The 19,631-nt window shown below is 37.6% G+C and carries 17 protein-coding genes; 9 read left to right on the forward strand and 8 right to left on the reverse strand.

Features of this window, described 5'->3' with window-relative positions:
- Nucleotides 1-135: 135 nt before the first annotated feature.
- Complete coding sequence (gene glyQ / locus MW688_RS09540) at nt 136-1,014, forward strand: glycine--tRNA ligase subunit alpha (RefSeq protein WP_486735738.1); 879 nt, start codon at nt 136-138, stop codon at nt 1,012-1,014.
- 150 nt (nt 1,015-1,164) lie between these two features.
- Nucleotides 1,165-1,662 carry a DUF4079 domain-containing protein gene (locus MW688_RS09545; protein WP_486735739.1) on the forward strand — a complete coding sequence of 166 codons (498 nt, stop codon included), beginning with the start codon at nt 1,165-1,167 and terminating at the stop codon, nt 1,660-1,662.
- Nucleotides 1,663-1,745: 83 nt separating this feature from the next.
- On the opposite strand, the gene MW688_RS09550 is transcribed toward MW688_RS09545, so the two are convergent.
- Complete coding sequence (locus MW688_RS09550; protein WP_486735740.1) at nt 1,746-2,534, reverse strand: class I SAM-dependent methyltransferase; 789 nt, start codon at nt 2,532-2,534, stop codon at nt 1,746-1,748.
- A gap of 316 nt (nt 2,535-2,850) precedes the next feature.
- Between MW688_RS09550 and MW688_RS09555 the strand changes: the two genes are divergently transcribed.
- Complete coding sequence (locus MW688_RS09555; RefSeq protein WP_486735741.1) at nt 2,851-4,404, forward strand: arylsulfatase; 1,554 nt, start codon at nt 2,851-2,853, stop codon at nt 4,402-4,404.
- Between the two features lie 103 nt (nt 4,405-4,507).
- Here the strand turns inward: MW688_RS09555 and MW688_RS09560 are convergent, their stop codons facing one another.
- Nucleotides 4,508-4,687, reverse strand: a complete 180-nt coding sequence (locus tag MW688_RS09560; protein WP_486735742.1) for a metallothionein — start codon at nt 4,685-4,687, stop codon at nt 4,508-4,510.
- 177 nt (nt 4,688-4,864) lie between these two features.
- Between MW688_RS09560 and malQ the strand changes: the two genes are divergently transcribed.
- Entirely contained in the window at nt 4,865-6,370 is a 1,506-nt protein-coding gene (malQ, locus tag MW688_RS09565; protein WP_486735743.1) for a 4-alpha-glucanotransferase, read from the forward strand.
- A 216-nt stretch (nt 6,371-6,586) separates the two neighbouring features.
- Here malQ and MW688_RS09570 read toward each other — a convergent pair whose 3' ends face one another.
- Both MW688_RS09570 and ftsH read right to left on the reverse strand, forming a co-directional pair.
- Nucleotides 6,587-7,069: a flavin reductase family protein gene (locus tag MW688_RS09570; RefSeq protein ID WP_486735744.1), complete on the reverse strand. Its 483-nt coding sequence runs from the start codon at nt 7,067-7,069 to the stop codon at nt 6,587-6,589.
- Nucleotides 7,070-7,273: 204 nt separating this feature from the next.
- Nucleotides 7,274-9,160, reverse strand: a complete 1,887-nt coding sequence (ftsH, locus tag MW688_RS09575) for an ATP-dependent zinc metalloprotease FtsH (protein WP_486735745.1) — start codon at nt 9,158-9,160, stop codon at nt 7,274-7,276.
- Nucleotides 9,161-9,397: 237 nt separating this feature from the next.
- Here ftsH and MW688_RS09580 point away from each other — a divergent pair, with 237 nt between their 5' ends.
- The 4 genes from MW688_RS09580 to MW688_RS09595 all read left to right on the forward strand — a co-directional run bounded on the left by MW688_RS09580 (nt 9,398) and on the right by MW688_RS09595 (nt 13,073).
- Nucleotides 9,398-10,621: a DUF790 family protein gene (locus MW688_RS09580; RefSeq protein ID WP_486735746.1), complete on the forward strand. Its 1,224-nt coding sequence runs from the start codon at nt 9,398-9,400 to the stop codon at nt 10,619-10,621.
- A gap of 86 nt (nt 10,622-10,707) precedes the next feature.
- Nucleotides 10,708-11,439, forward strand: a complete 732-nt coding sequence (locus MW688_RS09585) for a pantothenate kinase (protein WP_486735747.1) — start codon at nt 10,708-10,710, stop codon at nt 11,437-11,439.
- A gap of 262 nt (nt 11,440-11,701) precedes the next feature.
- Nucleotides 11,702-12,229, forward strand: coding sequence for a PEP-CTERM sorting domain-containing protein (locus MW688_RS09590; protein WP_486735748.1), 528 nt, complete (start codon nt 11,702-11,704; stop codon nt 12,227-12,229).
- Nucleotides 12,230-12,293: 64 nt separating this feature from the next.
- Nucleotides 12,294-13,073 carry an ABC transporter permease gene (locus MW688_RS09595; RefSeq protein ID WP_486735749.1) on the forward strand — a complete coding sequence of 260 codons (780 nt, stop codon included), beginning with the start codon at nt 12,294-12,296 and terminating at the stop codon, nt 13,071-13,073.
- Nucleotides 13,074-13,084: 11 nt separating this feature from the next.
- On the opposite strand, the gene cruG is transcribed toward MW688_RS09595, so the two are convergent.
- From cruG to MW688_RS09615, 4 genes are all read right to left on the reverse strand, one after another.
- Nucleotides 13,085-14,281 carry a 2'-O-glycosyltransferase CruG gene (gene cruG, locus MW688_RS09600; RefSeq protein WP_486735750.1) on the reverse strand — a complete coding sequence of 399 codons (1,197 nt, stop codon included), beginning with the start codon at nt 14,279-14,281 and terminating at the stop codon, nt 13,085-13,087.
- Between the two features lie 21 nt (nt 14,282-14,302).
- Nucleotides 14,303-15,229: a gamma-carotene 1'-hydroxylase CruF gene (gene cruF, locus MW688_RS09605; protein ID WP_486735751.1), complete on the reverse strand. Its 927-nt coding sequence runs from the start codon at nt 15,227-15,229 to the stop codon at nt 14,303-14,305.
- Between the two features lie 146 nt (nt 15,230-15,375).
- Complete coding sequence (locus tag MW688_RS09610) at nt 15,376-16,053, reverse strand: DUF456 domain-containing protein (RefSeq protein WP_486735753.1); 678 nt, start codon at nt 16,051-16,053, stop codon at nt 15,376-15,378.
- Between the two features lie 5 nt (nt 16,054-16,058).
- Nucleotides 16,059-17,690: a M48 family metallopeptidase gene (locus tag MW688_RS09615; protein WP_486735754.1), complete on the reverse strand. Its 1,632-nt coding sequence runs from the start codon at nt 17,688-17,690 to the stop codon at nt 16,059-16,061.
- A 426-nt stretch (nt 17,691-18,116) separates the two neighbouring features.
- Between MW688_RS09615 and MW688_RS09620 the strand changes: the two genes are divergently transcribed.
- Complete coding sequence (locus MW688_RS09620; RefSeq protein WP_486735755.1) at nt 18,117-19,541, forward strand: protein adenylyltransferase SelO; 1,425 nt, start codon at nt 18,117-18,119, stop codon at nt 19,539-19,541.
- Nucleotides 19,542-19,631: the final 90 nt, after the last annotated feature.

Raw genomic sequence — 19,631 nt, forward strand, 5'->3', positions numbered from 1 at the left:
CCGCGCATTTACTAATGTATCTCCTTTCCCAGAGAATGTCAACCCTTTTGGGAAAATTTTTTTTATTTACTTGGTAACAAGACAATTGAAAGCCTTATCTGGTATAGTGTTTAAAGAATTAAATTTTTTCTAAAAATGTCTAAAAATTTTCAAAATATCATCCTAGAGTTACATAAGTTTTGGAGCGATCGCGGTTGCTTAATTGCTCAACCCTACGATACCGAAAAAGGAGCGGGTACCATGAGTCCTCATACTTTCTTAAGAGCAATTGGTCCTAGTCCCTGGTCAGTGGCTTATATTGAACCTTGCCGTCGTCCCACAGATGGTCGCTATGGAGAAAATCCTAATCGTTTTCAACACTACTACCAATATCAAGTTCTGATTAAACCATCTCCCGATAATATTCAAGAAATTTATCTAGACTCTTTAAGAGTTTTAGGAGTTAATCCAGAAAATCACGATATTCGTTTCGTAGAAGATAATTGGGAATCACCCACCCTCGGTGCTTGGGGAGTAGGCTGGGAAGTCTGGCTAGATGGCATGGAAATTACTCAATTTACATATTTTCAACAATGTGGTGGTATTGACTGTCGTCCAGTATCTATAGAAATAACCTATGGATTAGAACGCTTAGCCATGTATCTCCAAAATGTAGACTCAATTAATCAAATCGCTTGGAATGACCAAGTTAAATATGGTGATATCTTCTTACAGGGAGAGATTGAACAGTGTACCTATAACTTTGAAGCCTCTAATCCCGATTTACTATTTAATCTATTTAGCCTTTATGAAGAAGAAGCTCAACAGTTAGCTGAAAAAGCTTTAGTCATGCCAGCACTTGACTATGTACTCAAATGTTCTCATGCTTTTAACTTACTTGATGCTAGAGGAGTAATTGCCGTAGCAGAAAGAACCCGTTACATAGGCAGAATTCGTAATTTAGCTCGACAAGTTGCTCAAGTATATCTTCAACAACAAGATAATCCCCAACCAGAACTATTAACTTCTAGTTAAGGTAAGTTGAAAAAACCAACAAACATGACACCTCCTCAGGTTGCCCATTCTCCCATACCCAATTTTTCAGGCTTAATTGAGGAGGTAATTGCTATATAATTTAGAAAATCTAATCTGAAAGTTACTTTTTGTAAAGATAGGTTAAAATCTATGTTAAGTTTTAGTGAACAAATTAGAACATATCTAGAACCCATCGCCAATTGGTTTAGTAGTTTAGGCACACCCGAACCGATTGTACATTGGGGACATCCAGTAATGATGGCCATTGTGATTTTTGTAATGGGAACTTTTGTGGCTATTTCGGGATGGCGAGGCAGACTAATGATGGAGAATAACAAAGAGGTAGCTTTAAAAAATCGTAGTGCCCATCGCAAACTAGCACCATGGTTATCTGTATTTATCGCTGGAGGCTACACCGGAGGAATACTATCATTAGTTATGCAAAACCAACCAATCTTCCAAAGTCCACACTTTTGGGTAGGTTCTACAGTTTTGATACTATTAGGAATAAATGGCAGTATATCTTTATTTGGTTTTAAAGGAGAAAATCCTGGACTAAGAACTGCTCATGCCTATATAGGTAGCTTAACCATGGGATTACTATTTATTCATGCTTTACTAGGATTAAAACTTGGTTTAAGCATTTAAATAGCTATTAGGCGATCGCCAATCTTAGTTCAGGGATTAGGTGGCGATCGCCAATCTTAGCCAAATCTATATCTACTATAAAATTAACCTTTGTTAATTGTTAGGTAGTAAAGCCACATATCTCTATTATCAAGCAACTCTGAGTGAGTTGTAATTTCTTGTCCAGAATGCCAAGTTAAGATTTTAGTATTGTAAAAATATGGCTCTAACTGTTCTAACTGGGTTAAGGGTCTAACATAGTAATTAGCTAATCGAAAATTATGAGGCTCATCTCTAATAATGGCGTAATTAGATTGAGAGAGTTTTTTTCTACTCCAAGAAAGATTTACTAATCTTAGAATCAGATACATAACTAAATTTACGTAGAGAGCAAAAGGGTTAAAACTTAGTTGTTGCTGCCAATCAAATTGAGATTCTATGCCTTGAAGATTATGAGTAGAAAAGCAGAAAAACCCGTTTGGTTTACCAACTCTGTGAATTTCCTGTAAAGCTTGAATACGGTCTGAATGAGATATATAATCAAGACCATTGAAGCTAAATAAAATAAAATCAAAGTAACTATCACTATATCGACTTAAATCTCTAACATCTCCTACTTCTAGGGTTATATTCCCAGTCAAGTTAGCAAATCTTCCCTGACAAGCTTCGATCATTTTTGGAGAATAATCTAGACCAACATATTCTGCCACCAAAGGAGCAAAATATTGAGTAGTGCGACCCCCTCCTATACCTAAGTCTAGCATTTTCATAGACTTTAGCTTATCTTGTAAGTAATTAAGAATAGTTACTTCGGCAGATTGAAGATTGTTTAATTGGAGATAATAGTTAACAATAGAGCGATCGCTATAAATTCTTTGATTATTGTTTACCATTTTTATGATTTATTAAAAATTTAGAATAGTATAATATTTTTAACATAAAATAATATAACTTAACCAATAGAGATTTGATAGTTATAGAACTAACATTGAAGCATATTATTTAAATTAATTATTGTGTTTGAAATAAAAGTAAACATTCTTTGAGATGAAAAAAAAGTGACATTTATCTGGTAGACTCAAAAAAGTTTTTAAACTTCGAGTAATTAAAAACTAAAATCAAATTGGAAAATTAAGCCAGATGATACCTTCTAAGTATATATGCTCAAAATCTTTAGTAAGAAAGATTACTAAAAGTGTGATAGTTTTGATGATTGTAACTGCTCTAAGTTTTAGCAGTTTTTTAAATCCAATAAACATTGCCTACGCTCAAGTTAATCCCAAAAAACCGAATATTGTGGTTATTTGGGGGGATGATATTGGACAAAGTGATATTAGCGCCTATACTAGAGGGCTAATGGGTTTTCAAACTCCCAACATAGACCGTCTAGCATCAGAAGGAATGATGTTTACAGATTACTATGGAGAACAAAGCTGTACAGCCGGGCGTTCAGCCTTTATTACAGGTCAAACTGTATTTCGTACAGGACTAAGTAAAGTAGGTTTACCTGGTGCGGATATAGGTTTGAGGGCAGAAGATCCTACAATTGCGGAGATTTTAAAATCCCTAGGATATGCCACAGCGCAATTTGGTAAAAATCATTTAGGAGATAAAGATGAATTTTTACCAACTAATCATGGTTTTGATGAATTTTATGGAAATCTTTACCATTTAAATGCTGAAGAAGAACCAGAACTACCTGATTACCCTAATCCCCAAGATTTTCCTAATTTTAGAGAAAAGTATGGACCCCGTGGAGTAATCCATAGTTATGCAGATGGCAGAATCGAAGATACTGGTCCTCTAACCAGTAAAAGGATGGAAACCATTGATGATGATATCGCAGAGCGCTCAGCGAACTACATCAAACAACAAGCAAACACAGGCGAACCATTTTTCCTCTGGACTAACTTCACTCACATGCACTTCCGCACCCATACCAAGCCAGAAAGTTTAGGTCAAGCGGGACGTTGGCAGTCTTATTACCACGATACGATGATCGATCATGACCAGAATGTGGGTCAAGTTTTAGATGCTATTGATGAAGCGGGTATTGCTGATAACACTATAGTAATTTATAGTACTGATAATGGTCCTCACATGAATAGTTGGCCGGATGCAGCGATGACACCCTTCCGTAGTGAGAAAGATACTGGTTGGGAAGGAGCATTTCGTGTACCAGCCTTTGTACGTTGGCCAGGTTATGTTGAGCCGGGTTCAGTTTCTAATGAAATTGTCTCCCATTTAGATTGGATGCCAACTTTAGTAGCGGCAGCGGGAGAAACAGAAATAAAAGATAAACTACTCAACGGCTATAAAGCAGACAGAAAGAAATTTAAAGTTCACCTAGATGGATACAATATCCTACCCTATTTAACAGGGGAAGAAGAAAAGAGTCCTCGTCAAGAAATCTTCTATTTCTCTGATGATGGAGATCTCTTAGCATTACGTTATGATAATTGGAAATTACACTTTGCGCAGCAGCGAACACCAGGAACTTTAGATATTTGGACAGAGCCTTTTGTGACTACTCGTATACCCTGGCTGTATAATTTGCGCACAGATCCCTATGAAAAGGCGAGTATTACCTCTAATACCTATTGGGATTGGTTCATAGATCACGCATTTTTACTTGTTCCAGCTCAAAAATATGTAGGAGATTTTCTGGAGACTTTCAAAGAATATCCACCAAGACAAGAAGCAGCTAGTTTCACCATTGATCGAGTTTTAGAACAACTAGAAAGAGGTGCAACCCACAGTTAACATTTAGGGGTCATTGGTTTCCTGGATTTAAAATTCGGGAAACGAATGACCGGACACCTGACACATGCCTTCACTTCAAAGAAAGTTTTTAGCCCCTTCAGGTTTAAACGGCTGGGGCGCATTCACAACCATTATGAGAGCATCCGGCGCCATTAGGATGTCCTTCAGCACAAGCTTGAGAACAATAGTATTTACCCTCATTGTTAATAGCATCGCTGATATTAACAATACATAAACAAGATGGACAAGCGCATTTCATTTGATTAACGGTTCCAGTAGTCATAATTTTTCCTTTATACTTAATAAACTGAACAACATCTGAACAACCATTCAGATTTATATTTTTACTATAACATCTGAATGAGTATTCAGGTGTTAATCAAAGCAAAATTTAAGCTTTCGGTAGATAATTAAATTGGTGAGGAGAGAGTTAAAATATAGGTTAGTTAAATTGAAGAGTATGTTACAGAAGAGAACAAGCGGAATTATATTACATCCAACCTCCTTACCAGGTCCCTTTGGTATTGGAGATTTAGGAGAAGAAGCATATAACTTTATTAATTTCTTAGCGGATAACTTTCAGCAAGTTTGGCAAGTTCTACCCCTAGGACCGACTGGCTATGGACATTCACCATACTTATGTTATTCAGCTTTTGCTGGGAACCATTGGTTAATTAGCCTAGAAAAACTAAACGAAAAAGGTCTATTAGAATGGCAAGATCTGCAAAATTTGCCAGAATTCCCGGAAGAAAGTGTAGATTATGATTTAGTATTTACAACAAAAGCACCTCTTTTGAGGAAAGCTAGTGAAAAATTTCAACACCACGGTTCCGATGAAGATAAACAGGCATTTGAAGAGTTTTGCGCCCTTCACAGTTACTGGTTAGAAGATTATAGTCTGTTTATGGCCATAAAAGAAGACCAAGGAGGCGCCAGTTGGCATAAATGGGATAAAGAGATCGCTAGTCGAGAACCTGAGGCCCTTAACTTATGCAAAAAACGCCTAGCAGATACAGTCTTTCACCATAAATTTTTACAATTTATCTTTTTCCGCCAGTGGAAATATGTTAAAGAATATGCAAACAGTCGTGGCATAACTATCCTCGGGGATTTACCTATTTATGTAGCCCATGACAGTGCAGAAGTCTGGTCACATCCTGAGATTTTCTGTTTAGACCAAAAAACTTTTGAACCATCTACCATGGCAGGTGTACCTCCAGACTATTTTAGTGCCTCAGGTCAACTATGGGGTAATCCTGTATATTTGTGGAAACGTCTTAAGAAGAATAACTATAAATGGTGGGTACAGCGCATTAAAGGAATGTTAGAGTACGTAGATGTAATTCGTATCGACCATTTCCGGGCTTTTGAAGCTTTTTGGGGGGTAAAACCTGGAGAAAAAACCGCAATTAAGGGTAAATGGTTGAAAACTCCAGGAGAAGATTTCTTTGAAGTATTAGGAAAAGAGTTAGGGGAACTTCCGGTAGTAGCAGAAGATTTAGGGGTAATCACCCCAGAAGTGGAGGCATTAAGGGATAAATTTAACTTCCCAGGTATGAAAGTTTTGCACTTTGCCTTTGATTCTGACCGGGCTAATCCATTTTTACCCTATAATTACCATAACCGTAACTCTATAGTCTATACGGGAACTCACGATAATAACACTACAGTAGGGTGGTTTGAGGAGCGATCGCCCGAAGAAAAAGCACGAGTTAGTGATTACTTAGGTTGTATTGTGCCTGAGGGTATTCATTGGAGTTTAATCAGACTGGCACTAAGTTCTGTAGCTAACACAGCGATTTTCCCTTTACAGGATATTTTTGGTCTTAGCAGTTGGGCGAGAATGAATACACCTAGTACCGTCAAAGATAATTGGGCGTGGCGTTTTCGTGCTGAGGATTTAACTCCAGACCTTGGCGATCGCCTCAAGTACTATACATGGCTGTATGGTCGTGCTCCCTACTAACTTGATCCCGGCTAAGAAACTCCTTAAACCCTTGTCTAGCAAGGGTATATGGGAGTAAGGGACTAGGGAGAGGTTTTTAGCTGACGGGGTGACATCAAGCGTTAAAGTGAGGATAGGTGTTAGGTGTCAGGTTTTTTTTATGACAGATTTTCAAGAGAGAAAATCTTAAAAAGTACTAATGCACAAGTTATACTTTTTGTCAACTTTTCTTAGCTACTAACCGCCGTATTGCCAGCCAGTACTTTCTAAGAGTAATTGTGGAGCATCACGATGTACACCAGAAGCAATAACTTCTCCCACAAAGATAGTGTGATCGCCTTTTTCTACGGCATCCACTACCTTACATTCGATATAACCCATAGATTCGGAGATAATTGGACAACCAGTAGCCTCTCCCTCATAAAATTCCACATCTTCAAACTTGTTACCTACACGCCGTTTCGGTTTGAAAAACCCAGCGGCGAGATTCTTTTGTTCACTATCTAAAAAACTGATGGCAAATACTTTAGTATTTTTAATCATAGTATGAGAACTAGAATCATTTTTTACACAATTAACTACTAGAGGGGGAACAAAAGAGGCTTGCATCAGCCAAGATACTGTAAACCCATTGAGTTCATCTCCCTCTTTTACACCGCAAACGTATAAACCATGGGGAATCTTACGTAGCATGGTTTTTTTCGCCTGTTCGTCTAACAAAATCTTGTCCTCCAAAGGAAAATATCAAATTTTATCCTTTTTTAGTTTAGCATTAGCTTTTTTTCTAGAAATCCCTCCTGAGAAAAGGATATAGCAATTCTCATACTGGTGAGAAAGGTTATCCTTTTAAGGCAGGAGGCAAGAGAGGCTCCGAGAGTTAGGTACAACCTCATGAGTCCGAAAAATGCTATATTATTGCTAAAACTAACTAGATAAAGTTAAGGTTTTAGGTTGTTTTTGCTTATACTTTTCAACTAATCGACGAAAAGTTTCACCCTCGATAGTTTCTTCTTCAATCAATACGTCTACTAAGTAGTCAATCAAACTGCGATTTTCCTGAATAATTCTTTTTGCTTCTTGATAACAGCGTTTGATGATAGTACGGATTTGAATATCAATACTAGCAATGATATATTCTGAACACTCCGAAGCGTCTGATTCTCCTGGTTGTCTAGAGTTGGGATTGTCTTGTAGCACAATGGGACCTAAATCAGACATACCAAATTTAGTAACCATTTTACGCACAATCGAAGTTACATCTTTGATATCATCAGCGTAGTCGTCGGCGGCATAGGAAGTAACTTCTGCATCGCCAAAAACTACATCTTCAGCGGCTCTGCCTCCTAAAATAGAGGTAATTCTTGCTAAAATTTGGGCCCGAGATTCTAAGCCTAATTCTTCATCAGGAGTAAACCAAGTTAAACCCTTGTTGCGCCCCCGGGGAATCAGTGTTACTTTTTCTACAGGATAATGTCCGGGAGTGAGGGTAGCGACGATTGCATGACCTAATTCATGATAGGCAATTAAACGCTTAGTTTTAGTATTTACTAAAGATGTTCCCTCCATACCCGCTACCACACGGTCTATAGCATCATTAATTTCTATCATAGTAATTTCCGATTTACGGCGGCGGGCAGTATAAATAGCAGCTTCATTAAGAAGATTGGCTAAATCAGCTCCCGTAAAACCTGGGGTGCGACGTGCGATCGCCTCTATTGACACTTCTTCTGCTAATTTCTTGTTCCGAGAATGTACTTCTAGAATATCGACACGTCCTCGATAATCTGGATAATCTACTAATACTCTGCGGTCAAAACGTCCTGGACGTAGCAAAGCTTGGTCTAATACATCTGGGCGGTTGGTGGCGGCTATAATAATTATTCCACTATTTCCCTCAAATCCGTCCATTTCTGTCAGTAATTGATTCAAGGTTTGTTCTCTTTCGTCGTTACCACCGCCTATCCCTACACCTCTACGGCGGCCAACTGCGTCAATTTCGTCTATAAATATTAAACATGGTGCATTTTCTTTGGCTTTTTTGAATAAATCTCGTACCCTTGAAGCTCCTACTCCTACAAACATCTCTACAAACTCTGAGCCAGAAATACTAAAAAAAGGAACTCCCGCTTCTCCGGCGATCGCTTTAGCCATCAGGGTTTTTCCTGTCCCTGGTGGTCCCACTAGTAGCATACCTCGGGGGATTTTTGCGCCTACTGCCGTAAATTTTTCTGGTTTTTTAAGAAAAGTAATAATTTCCTGTAATTCTTCTTTTGCTTCTTCGATTCCCGCTACATCTTCAAACTTTACTCCTGTTTTTGCTTCCATGTGGAAACGTGCCCGAGATTTTCCAAAACTCATCGCCTGTCCTGATGCTTGAGCGGAGCGACGAATAATCAAGGCTAAACCACCAATTAACAAGCTTAACAGCAGTATCTGCCCTAAAATATTGACTATTTGTAGATTATCCGCTGAAGGCTTTACCTCGAAGTCTACTTGATTTTGGTTAATCAAATTAATTAATTCACTGTTATTTTTTTCAAATACACTAACTGTTTGAGACTCTTGTGAATCATTAAGAGTTACTTCAGCAGTATTATTAGTAGGGTTTAAAATAACTTCACTAACTTGGTTATTTCTGATCTTCTGGATTAACTGGCCATAACTAAGACTTTCATCAGATGCTTTAGCTGGAAGTAGTAGTATTGATTGCATAATTACACCGCCCCAAACTGCTAACCATCTCAATTTTTTGCTTTTGCTATTAGTTTGTTTTTTATTTGAGCTGAATTTTAACCAAGTTTTTTTGTTCATTGATGCTGCCTTTAAAAATAATTAATCTTTCTTGTTATTAATTTTTTCTTTTACACTTTACCGAACCTTTCAACTAAACTTAACCCAACCTAGTCATTGGTTGAATAGCTTCGTTGTTCCTAGTGGAGCTAACACTACAGGTATTCACCTCTATGCAAGTGTTAGATTTTTTTCCACATTTAGGTTACTCTTTCTCTATAATAGCAACAATCATAGTAAACTCAGGTTTATCTTACCTTGCTTCCCAGTGATTTATTAATTTATCGTCATAATGGAGAAACGATTATTCCCAAATCTCTCTCCTTGAATCATAGTAATCTAAATTTAGCGGCAGAACATATTAACTGCTTTGAAGAGTCTGTAGGCAGTACCTACGGAGAACTTAAGGCAAAGCTACAGGAGTTAGAAGGAGATAACCCAGATTATCGAGTCAGACGCGGACTAGTTCATTTATTATTTAATCATTTTGCTACTTTTGAGATTGTTAGCCCTCTAGAACCGCAAATGCTGCGCAAAAGAGTGTTTAGTTATGCAGCGCGTTGTAGGACTATTCCTGGTAATCGCAGTACTTGTTTAGAGGAGATCGCCACTGATTTAACTAAGGAACTAAAACGCGATGTGTTACCAGATGAAATCAGTAAAGGGCTTTATGCAGATATTCAAGAAAACCGTATTTTAGCTCAGTTTGAAACTCCAGACTCTACGACTCTCATTCATCGTTACAATCTTTCTCAAGTCCAGGGCATTTTTTACCGCGCTGTAGAAATTATTATTAATGCCCATCGTAATGATCCTGGAGAATATAAACTTCTATTTCGCTATCTCAAACTATTTCAACTCATGTCTTATATCGAAGGAGATGCCGATACCGGTTTTACTATTACCATAGATGGACCTACTAGTCTCTTTAAACCTAGTACTCGTTACGGTTTATCCCTAGCTAAATTAGTTCCGGCATTACTCCATGTTAGTCGCTGGAGTTTAATTGCCACTCTCCAAACTCGCGACTACTACAACAATCAACCTAAAACCGGGCGTTTTACCTTAGATGACCGTTGTGGGTTAGTCAGTCATTATCCTCCTAGTAAGACTTATGATAGTATGCTCGAATCCTCTTTTGCTCAGCGCTGGTTTAAAACTAAAACCCCATGGCGTTTAGAAAGAGAAGTTGATTTGATTCCTATACCAGGTAGTGTGATGATTCCCGATTTTCGTCTAGTACATCCTGATGGGAGAGAGTTTTTACTAGAAATTGTGGGTTATTGGCGACCAGAGTATTTACAAAAAAAGTTTTATCAGGTAGCTAAGGCTGAAAAAAATAATTTGATTTTAGCTATATCAGAACGTTTAAACTTAACTAAAGCTGGGGTTAATGTGGATAATGTGTCAGCTAAAATAATCTGGTTTAAAGATAAACTTACCCCGAAGGCTGTTTTAGAAGTTTTAGAGATAGATAGTTAATTGTATTGTTCAGATTTAAACGAAAGGCGAAAAGCCAATGATATGATACCAAATCCATTTTTTAGCCCTTATCTCACCAGTAGATTGTGAATACCAAACAAATAACAATAGGTGAAAATGACTGGTTGGCGTTGATGATTGGCAACTCTCGCCACCATTGGGCTTATTTTCAAGGTAGAGATTTACATCACACTTGGCATAATCAAACTTTAAATCTTGAGGATGATTGGCAGAATTTACCTATATATATAGCTTCAGTAGTGCCAGAAAAGATTAAATCTCTAAATTATCCCCATCAACATATTATTCAGCTAGAAGATATATCTTTAGGGGGGAAATATCCAACTTTGGGAATAGATCGCGCCTTGGCAGTAATAGGGGCGATCGCCACTTATTCTTGTCCTTGCATGGTAATTGATTGTGGTACAGCATTGACTTTAACGGGGGTGAATCAAAACCCAGAATTAATTGGTGGGGCAATTTTACCTGGTATCGGCTTACAGTTAAAATCTTTAGCAATGAACACAGCTAACTTGCCTCAAATCACTTTAACCAGAGAATTACCTAAACGCTGGGGTAAAAATACTTCAGAAGCTATCAAAAGTGGCATTATTTACACTATTACCGCCGGAATAAGTCAATTTTTAGCCCAATGGTGGTTAGAATTTCCTGAGACACCAGTAATTATTACTGGAGGAGATCGCCACTTGCTTAAGGAATATTTGGTACAATCACAACCTGAGATTAGTGCTTGGCTAAAGGTAGATGGTAATTTAATTTTCTGGGGAATATCTCAACTAGTTTTTAGACAAAATTAGCCAATAAAGTGAATAAAACTTAGCAGAAAAATCTCTGGGGAAAAACCATACTTAAGTATGTTTGGAATTTTAAAGTTTCTTTAAAAAACTAAAATTAAATTTGCTGGTATTTATGAATATAGGTATCATTTGCGCCTTGATTAAATTTTATTTTATAGTATTATAAATACTGTTTGCTGTTTACTCAGATTTTATTTTATAGTATGGGTAATGTTTACTCCTTACTCATCTCTCGTTCTATCTTTCCATAAATTGAGGTTAAATGATGACATTATCTTTAAAAAAACTTGCTCTACTAGCTTCTGGTCTGGTTTTAGGAATGACCTTAGGAATTCCTAAAAAGGCAGAAGCTGCAATAATTGCTTATAGGTTTGATATTGATATTACTAGCGGTCCTCTGACTGGTAACACATATAGTGGTCGCGTTCGTTTTGACGATGCTACTATAAGCGGCAGCAACCCTGCTACTGCGCCCCTAACTTTCTTTGACTTTAGCTTTGAAGGAACAGATTATGATTTGACTGATGATCCTCTAGCTGTAGCTGCCTTCGACGATAGTAATAATAACGAATTTTTGGGAATTGATTATTCTATAGCATTACCTCCTGCACCAAATTTTACTTCAGGGCAAATTGACATAGGCGAAGCTGTTTTTAGCTACGATACTGGTACAGAATCAGGTTTTGGAGACATTGAATATACTGTTGTTCCTGAACCATCTACAATAATTGGTTCCATCGGCTTAGTAGCATTCATCGCTAAGAATCGTAAACGTTATCAGAAAAAATAATTATTTTACTAGTAAAGTTAGGACAAACTACTATAGTTTATAGTGGTCCTAACTACTTAGATTGATGAATGATTTAATTGAGTTAGAGTTTCTAGATTTAGGGTGGGCCCTGGGGATCATTGGCTTATCTTTGATTTTAGTAAGATGGCAAAAATTAGGTTTAGAGTTTAAACTAATTATCGCCACAGGGAGATCGCTCTTACAACTGATGGTTGTTGGCTATTTTGTGACTTTAATTTTTGTTTTAGAAAATTGGTCTATTGTGGTATTGTTACTTGCATTTATGTTAACGATTGCTGCAATTGTTGCTCGTAACCGGATCAGTAAGAAGATAAAGAACTTTCTCCCCATGGTTTGGATATCTTTACTTGCCGGAAGTGGTTTAACAATTTCTTATACAATAATTTTGATTATTCAACCTGCGCCTTGGTATGATCCACAATATTTAATTCCTTTAGCGGGGATGATTTTGGGCAATGGGATGAATAGCGCTTCCCTAGCAGGAGAAAGACTTGTGAGTTTAGTTAGTCGTAATTATTTAGCGATAGAAACTCATTTATGTCTAGGTGCGACTCCTGAAATAGCGATCTCCTCCTATCGTCGTGAAGCTATTAACGCTAGTTTAATTCCTATTCTCAATCAAATGATGATTGTAGGCATAGTAAGTTTACCCGGTATGTTTACCGGGCAAGTCTTAGCTGGGAGTAATCCTCTCAATGCTGCTTCTTATCAACTATTAATTTTATTTATGATTGTCTTGAGTAATTTAATTACAGTTACTTTACTATTAAAAAGTATGGAAAAACAATTTTTTAATAAACAAGCTCAGTTAATCATATCTTAGCAGGTAAGATTTTAACCATAAGTTCTGCCGCGCCACTGTTTAGGCTTTTGCTGGGCGGAAATAAGGATACGTAGCCAGGCAAAAGAATCAGCTAGGGGGGATAACCAGAATAACCAAGAAGCCGGGGCAGATTTAGGGAAATTACTATAGGATGAGCGAGTAGCTATAGTTAAAATTAGGCGTAAAAATAATAAAAAAAGATTTAGGGATATCGCCCCAACCAGAGTGGGAAAAAGCAAACCTTGACTGCGGAAAAACAGTAAAATCAAAAGAGCTGGCATTGGTAAAGCTTGAACATTGAAGAGTAACCAAATATCAAACCAGAGAGCAGAAATTGAGGTAGCGTCTTTGAGATCTAGGGATCTTCCCCACTCCTGCCAAGTCTCTTTTAAACCTTCATACATTCTTACTTTAATTAATTTTGCTCCGTCCAAGAAGGCAACTTTGTAACCACAACTAGCTATGTAGCGAGCGAGAGTCACATCATCACAGAAAGAACTAGCAGCGCTTTGGTAGCCATCTACAGCACTAAGTACACTGCGACGACAGAAAAAACATTGACCATTAGCCATAATTCTTTCGGGTAATAAGATACTACTACCAGGACTGAAAGTACGATATATTAAACTAACTAACAATGCAGGTTGTAGCCACCATTCTCCGGGGTACTTAAGTATAAACTGAGGAGATAGAGATATTAAATCATAACCCTCAGTCTCAGCCTCGGCAATCAGACTAGCTATTAATCCTGGCTGTGGTTGGGTATCAGCATCAATACCTAAAATCCACTGGCTTTCTGGTGAACTATTTAAAAATCCATTATGTAGTGCCCAAGGTCGGCCAACCCAGCCTAATGGTAAAGGATCATCGTTGATGATACGAAAACGAGGATCGAGACTTTGATAAGCTTTTACCTTATCTGGTGTGCCGTCTTGGGAGTAGCTATCAACAACAATAATTTCTCTTACTTCGTAACTTTGTTGACTCAAGCCCACTAAACATGGTTCGATTCTAGCTGCTTCATTGAGGGTAGGTATAATTACACTCACTTTACCTAATTGCTCAGGAATAGGGGATTTTGGCTCTAAAGGCGGCTGACGCCAAGCCGCAGGCAAAAGGCGCGATAGCAAAATTAGAGTGGCACTACCTTGAGAAAGTAATAAAATCAGAGAGATTATACCTACCGGGGTTTGAGTTAAAAATTCCATGAAGCAGTTTTATTTACTTATTTATTTGACGGACGCTATGGGTACGCTTACTTTGTTATCTTTTATAATCCCATAGTTTAGTCCAGAAGAGACCTGTTGATTTTGTTTTCCTTGTCGATAGAGAAAACAAATAGGAATTACGCCCAGGATAATTCCTAGTCCTACAGGGGGATAAATTCCTTCTGCGACGCTCATAATCATAGCAAAAGCGAAGTTAGTTAAGTAAACAATTAGAGGGATTTCTAAATTGATTTTGTGGTTTATCGGCTTAAGTTGCCAGAATAGAGTGGCTACTCCCATAAAGACTGCACCTGTGCCAAACCATCCAGCAAAGTTTTGATAGGGCATACCAAAGAATGCTCCTGGTTTTTCCCAAAGCCAGAAGGGCATTGTAGTTTGGCTCATCGCTGGGTCTAGTACGAAATCCCAGGATGTTAGTAATACTGAACCAATGGCGATCGCCGTTAGGTTTTTTACCCAATTAGGTAATGATTGGTTAGCTAAGCCCGCACGTGCAATTACATAAGCGCTGAAACCTAGATAAAACCAAGATAAGGGAATTGTAAAAGGAACTAATCCGGCAATTTTATAGCCCAATCCACTTAGATAGCGATACTCTCCAAAGGGAAATCCTGTGCTAGTGCCTAATAGTTCGCTACTTAATGAAATAGCTAGTGCTGGTAACATGAATGTTAACCAGTGCCATAACCCTACATTTCTATAAGCATATACAGCTACTGCTGCTATCCCTAATATCATGTATACGACTCCACCTCCGGCCATAGACCAAGTAAAAACTGTCATGCCAATTTCTGGTAAGTTAGCGATCAATTGGGGATTTGGCACCACTATCAGCAATCCTGCTAATCCAAATATCATTGCTAATATATGACCAACTAATAAAATGCGCTCTGTGAGCAGTAGTGTTTGACTTGTGTTTGAACTCATATTTTGATGTTGCACTTTAGTTTGTTCTTCTTTAACAATAGTTTACAAATCTTTAGAAAAAATATGTAGCAAAAATAAACTTTTTTATAAAAATTTCTGATTTGCCCTCTTGTTTTAAGTATAAATACTGAAAAATTATCAGATCTCTAGTGTTCCCCATCCCCTAAAACCATAACTTTTTTGAAGTTAAAATTTTCATTTACTTTAGTAATCAACTGAAACTCATCTTTAACGAATTGTTCAATCTGCTCAAGTTTGGGCAAATGAAAATCCACAGAAACTGTATTTAAATCCGGTAAAGTTGACCAAGTTGTCCAAATAAAAACAATTACCGCCATCAAAGCCAAAAGCGCTTGAATAATATTTCCCACTAAAGTCCCAACTAAAATCCCTAGACAAACTTTAGCAGAAGTTTTCAACCGAGGCAGTAAATCTAAATTACGACGATAGGCAAATTCACCCACAAAGGCACCAACCATGGCACCACAAATAAGACCAATAATTGGTCCACCAACGGGTAATGCTGGCAATAAACCTAACATACCCAACACTAACCCTAGGATACAGCCAAATTGACTCCAGGAACTAGCGCCGAATTTCTTCACCCCCCAATAACTAGCGGCAAAATCTACAATTACACTTAGCAGTAAAATAACCAGGGTAACTACCAGAGATACGGCCATTCCTTGGAATTGAGTTACAATTCCCCAAACTAAAATAGCGCCTAAAATTAAAGCTATTCCAGGTAATGCAGGCACTAAGGCACCAACAACCCCAAATAACATTACTAATATTAAAACCCAATAGAGAATAATTAGACCCATATTATTTATTTTTCGTCTTCGATGGTTATGATATATTCATCTTCTCTTTTTTCTGGAGAATCGGCAGTGGTAATTTCGCGAATTCTCTCTTGTATTTCTCGATGTTGAGCAACTCCATGGTAAGCATAGCGGTTAAAACCGTTGTTAATAATTGAATTTTTTAAATATTCCACTCTTCTACTAGTGTTAGGGTGAGTAGATAGCCAGGCAGGAGGAGCAGGTTGATCATTTTCTGTTTCTAGAGTCTGCATTAATTCATATAAGCCATCGGCGGCATAACCACTAGCAGCTAAAATTCTGGTGCCGTAAATATCCGCTTGTCTCTCCATGTCTCGACTATAGTTAAATACTAGGAGGTTGCCTGCTGTCCCTCCATAAGGAATAAATTGAACTACATTAGCGGTTAAATTACCTTGAGTGACTAGTTGAAAGCCATGGGATAAGGCGGCATGGGAGATTTCATGAGCGATTAAACCTGCTAATTCTGCTTCGGAATCGGTTTTCAAAATGGCACCAGTATTGATGAAGATTTTGCCTCCAGGTAAAGCAAAGGCGTTGAGATTATCATCTTCAATGATATAGAATTGATAGTCTAAGTCATCTCTCCCGGCGACGGCGGCTAAATTGGCACCAATCCTATCAATGTATGCCTGAATTTCTGGGTCTTCTACTAATGGTAACTGTTGGCGCAATTGTGACGCTAGGCGATCGCCCACTGCCGATTCTCCTTGTAGTAAAACCATAGTAGTTTCTAGAGCTGAAATTGGGGCTCCCATATTGCCAATCAAGGCATAACCTAGGGCTCCTGTAATTATATTACCTACAGATCCCGCTGCTAGTCGAGATTTCAATTGACGTCGATAGGCTTGAAAATGTTCTTCTGCAAGTTTTTTAAATTCTTCGGTTTGAGGGTGTTCGGAGTTAAATAATACAAAACGTCGAGCTGTGAGAGATGCTTCTAGCCAGTTTTCTGCTTCACTATCTGCGGCGATTTTAGCGGCTACTATCTCCGCTTCTTGGGGATAAAGAGCGTATGCTAAATGTATTACTTCAAGTTTAGTTTCTGGAAAGTCGTAATTTTCTAAAGCCTTTGCGTAGTGAATATGTCCAGGAATATATTCTGGATAGTTTTCTACGAGTAACTGAAGGGGAACAAGAATTTTACTTTCTAATCCATCTGCCATTCCTTCTTGGTACATTTCCCAGTATACTTTAGCGGCAGGTTCAAGAGAGGATACATCATAAACAGGTTCTGGAATTTTTTCTCGGTCTATTTCTGTTTCTAAATCGAAGGGTACTTTTATTTCTCGATACATATTAGCCGCCGTATCTATATCACCAGCTAAGTAGAGGCGGTCTGCTTCGACTAGTTTTTCATATTTTGCTATCTCTTCTGGAGTTGGTAGCGTTTCTAAGCTAGTTTTAGGAAAATCGGTAGCAATTTCGTATTCATTTCCTTGGAGAAAATCTAGATTAGTTTCGGCTTCTGGAGTCAGAACTAAGTTTATTTCCCTATTTTCGCTTACTTTGATTTCTTGATACTTATCTACTTGTTCTCCCTGGGCAATATTAGTATTTAATAAGATGTTAGTGAATATTGTTAAACTTATAATTAAAGTGTTTGATAAAATTTTCATGGGATCTAACCCTAGATAAACAGTTATATATTTATATGTTAATTTATTTTTTTCTGAAAAGATGGTAACTAGTAGGTTGGGTTAACTCACACCAAAGCATCTTTATCACTCATTTACTGGTGGGGGTTGAGTAATGAGTAATGAGTTTTGAAGTTTTGAAGTAAAAGAATTGATGTTAAACCTCTAGGAGACAAAGATTATAGAGAATTAACCATAAAGAACATTTTTCCTAAAAAATTAGTACATAAGTTCTGGTGGAAGATATGGGTTAAGCCAAGCGCAACCCAACAAACAAAGTAGACGGTATAGGCTACACCCAAGGAAAAAGGCACTAATGCAAAATTTTCCAACCTTTTTATCTCGAAACTAGAAGATAAACTTTTTAGCAGTTAAATTACCTTTTTAAACTTATAGATAGTGTGGTAAATGGCTTTCTCAGCAGAAAAATTCACATCTAATCCTTTTTTTACTCTTAACTACCAACCCGCTTTAGAATCTTTGGGTGATGATTATTTTGATCGAGTTCAACCTGCTAAATTCTCTCAACTTACTCTGCGTTTTCGTAATGATAAACTATTACCTCTTCTCGGTCTAGATTCAAATCAGGTTACTGACGAACATTTTGTTGATTTTTGTGGTCATTTTCAAGGACCAATTCCTTGTTTAGCATTACGCTATCATGGTCATCAGTTTGGTCAATACAATCCCTACTTAGGGGATGGACGAGGATTCCTTTTTGGTCAGGTCTACTTAACTAATGGGTTGTACGATTTTGGCACAAAAGGATCTGGACAAACTCCTCACTCTTACTCTAAAGATGGTCGCTTAAGTCTCCAAGGTGGTATTAAAGAAGTTTTGGCTGGGGAAGCTTTACATTCTTTAGGAGTAAGGACATCTCGTTGTTTAAGTTTAATTGAAACAGAAACTTTTATTAGAGATGGCAAGACTGTTCGCGGGTCAATTATGGTACGCTTGAACCGTTCTCATCTAAGATTTGGCACTTTTGAACGTCTAGCATACTATGACCGCTATGATTTGATTGAAAAACTCTTAAATCACGTCATACAATTTTATTATCCTCATTTATGGCAACAAAAAAACTGCTATATTCGTTTTTATGCTGAATTAGTACAACGTGTTGCTGAATTAGTTGCCCAATGGATGGCGGCTGGTTTTTGCCATGGAGTACTTAATACTGACAATATGTTAATTACTGGAGAAAGCTTTGATCATGGTACTTGTGCTTTTATTGATACCTATAATCCCTACTTTATAGCCACTGATTTTGATTATAAGGGTCGTTACAGTTATCGCAATCAGCCGAGTATCTGCCGTTGGAATCTTCAAATGTTGCAACCTCCTCTAGCCTCCTTTATCTGTGTCTCAGAAATGGAGGCGATGTTAGAATCTTTTCCTGAACTATATACACAGTATTATTATCAGCAAATGCTTCTGAAGTTAGGATTTGATAATTTATCTTGGCTAGAAACTGAACAATTAATCGATTTGACTTTACAGTTTTTGTTTCTGACTAAAGTTAGTTATCATCAATTTTTTAAGGAACTTCGACTCAAATTCTCTCTATCTTGGCGGGAGAGTGCTAATCATATTTTGCAAGATTTAAAATCAATAGTATCGGCAGAAGAAGTGGCTATTTTAAAGCGTTGGTGTGGGCTATATAATCAACTACTATGGAATTGTTCCCAAGCTGAAATGGAAACAATTGCTCAACGTTTACAGCAAAAAAATCCTGAAGTTTTCTTACTGGCAACCGACCTTGATAGGATTTGGCAAAGTATTAATCAAGGTGATGACTGGGGACTATTTATTGACTTTCTCAACCGTATTTAAGATTATGATCATATATATGATCTCCCCAACCCCCCCTCACAAGGGTAGGTTTTTAACATTTCGGTGAGGACGGGACAAGCTCAGATCTTG

The organism is Johannesbaptistia floridana (genome assembly GCF_057440575.1).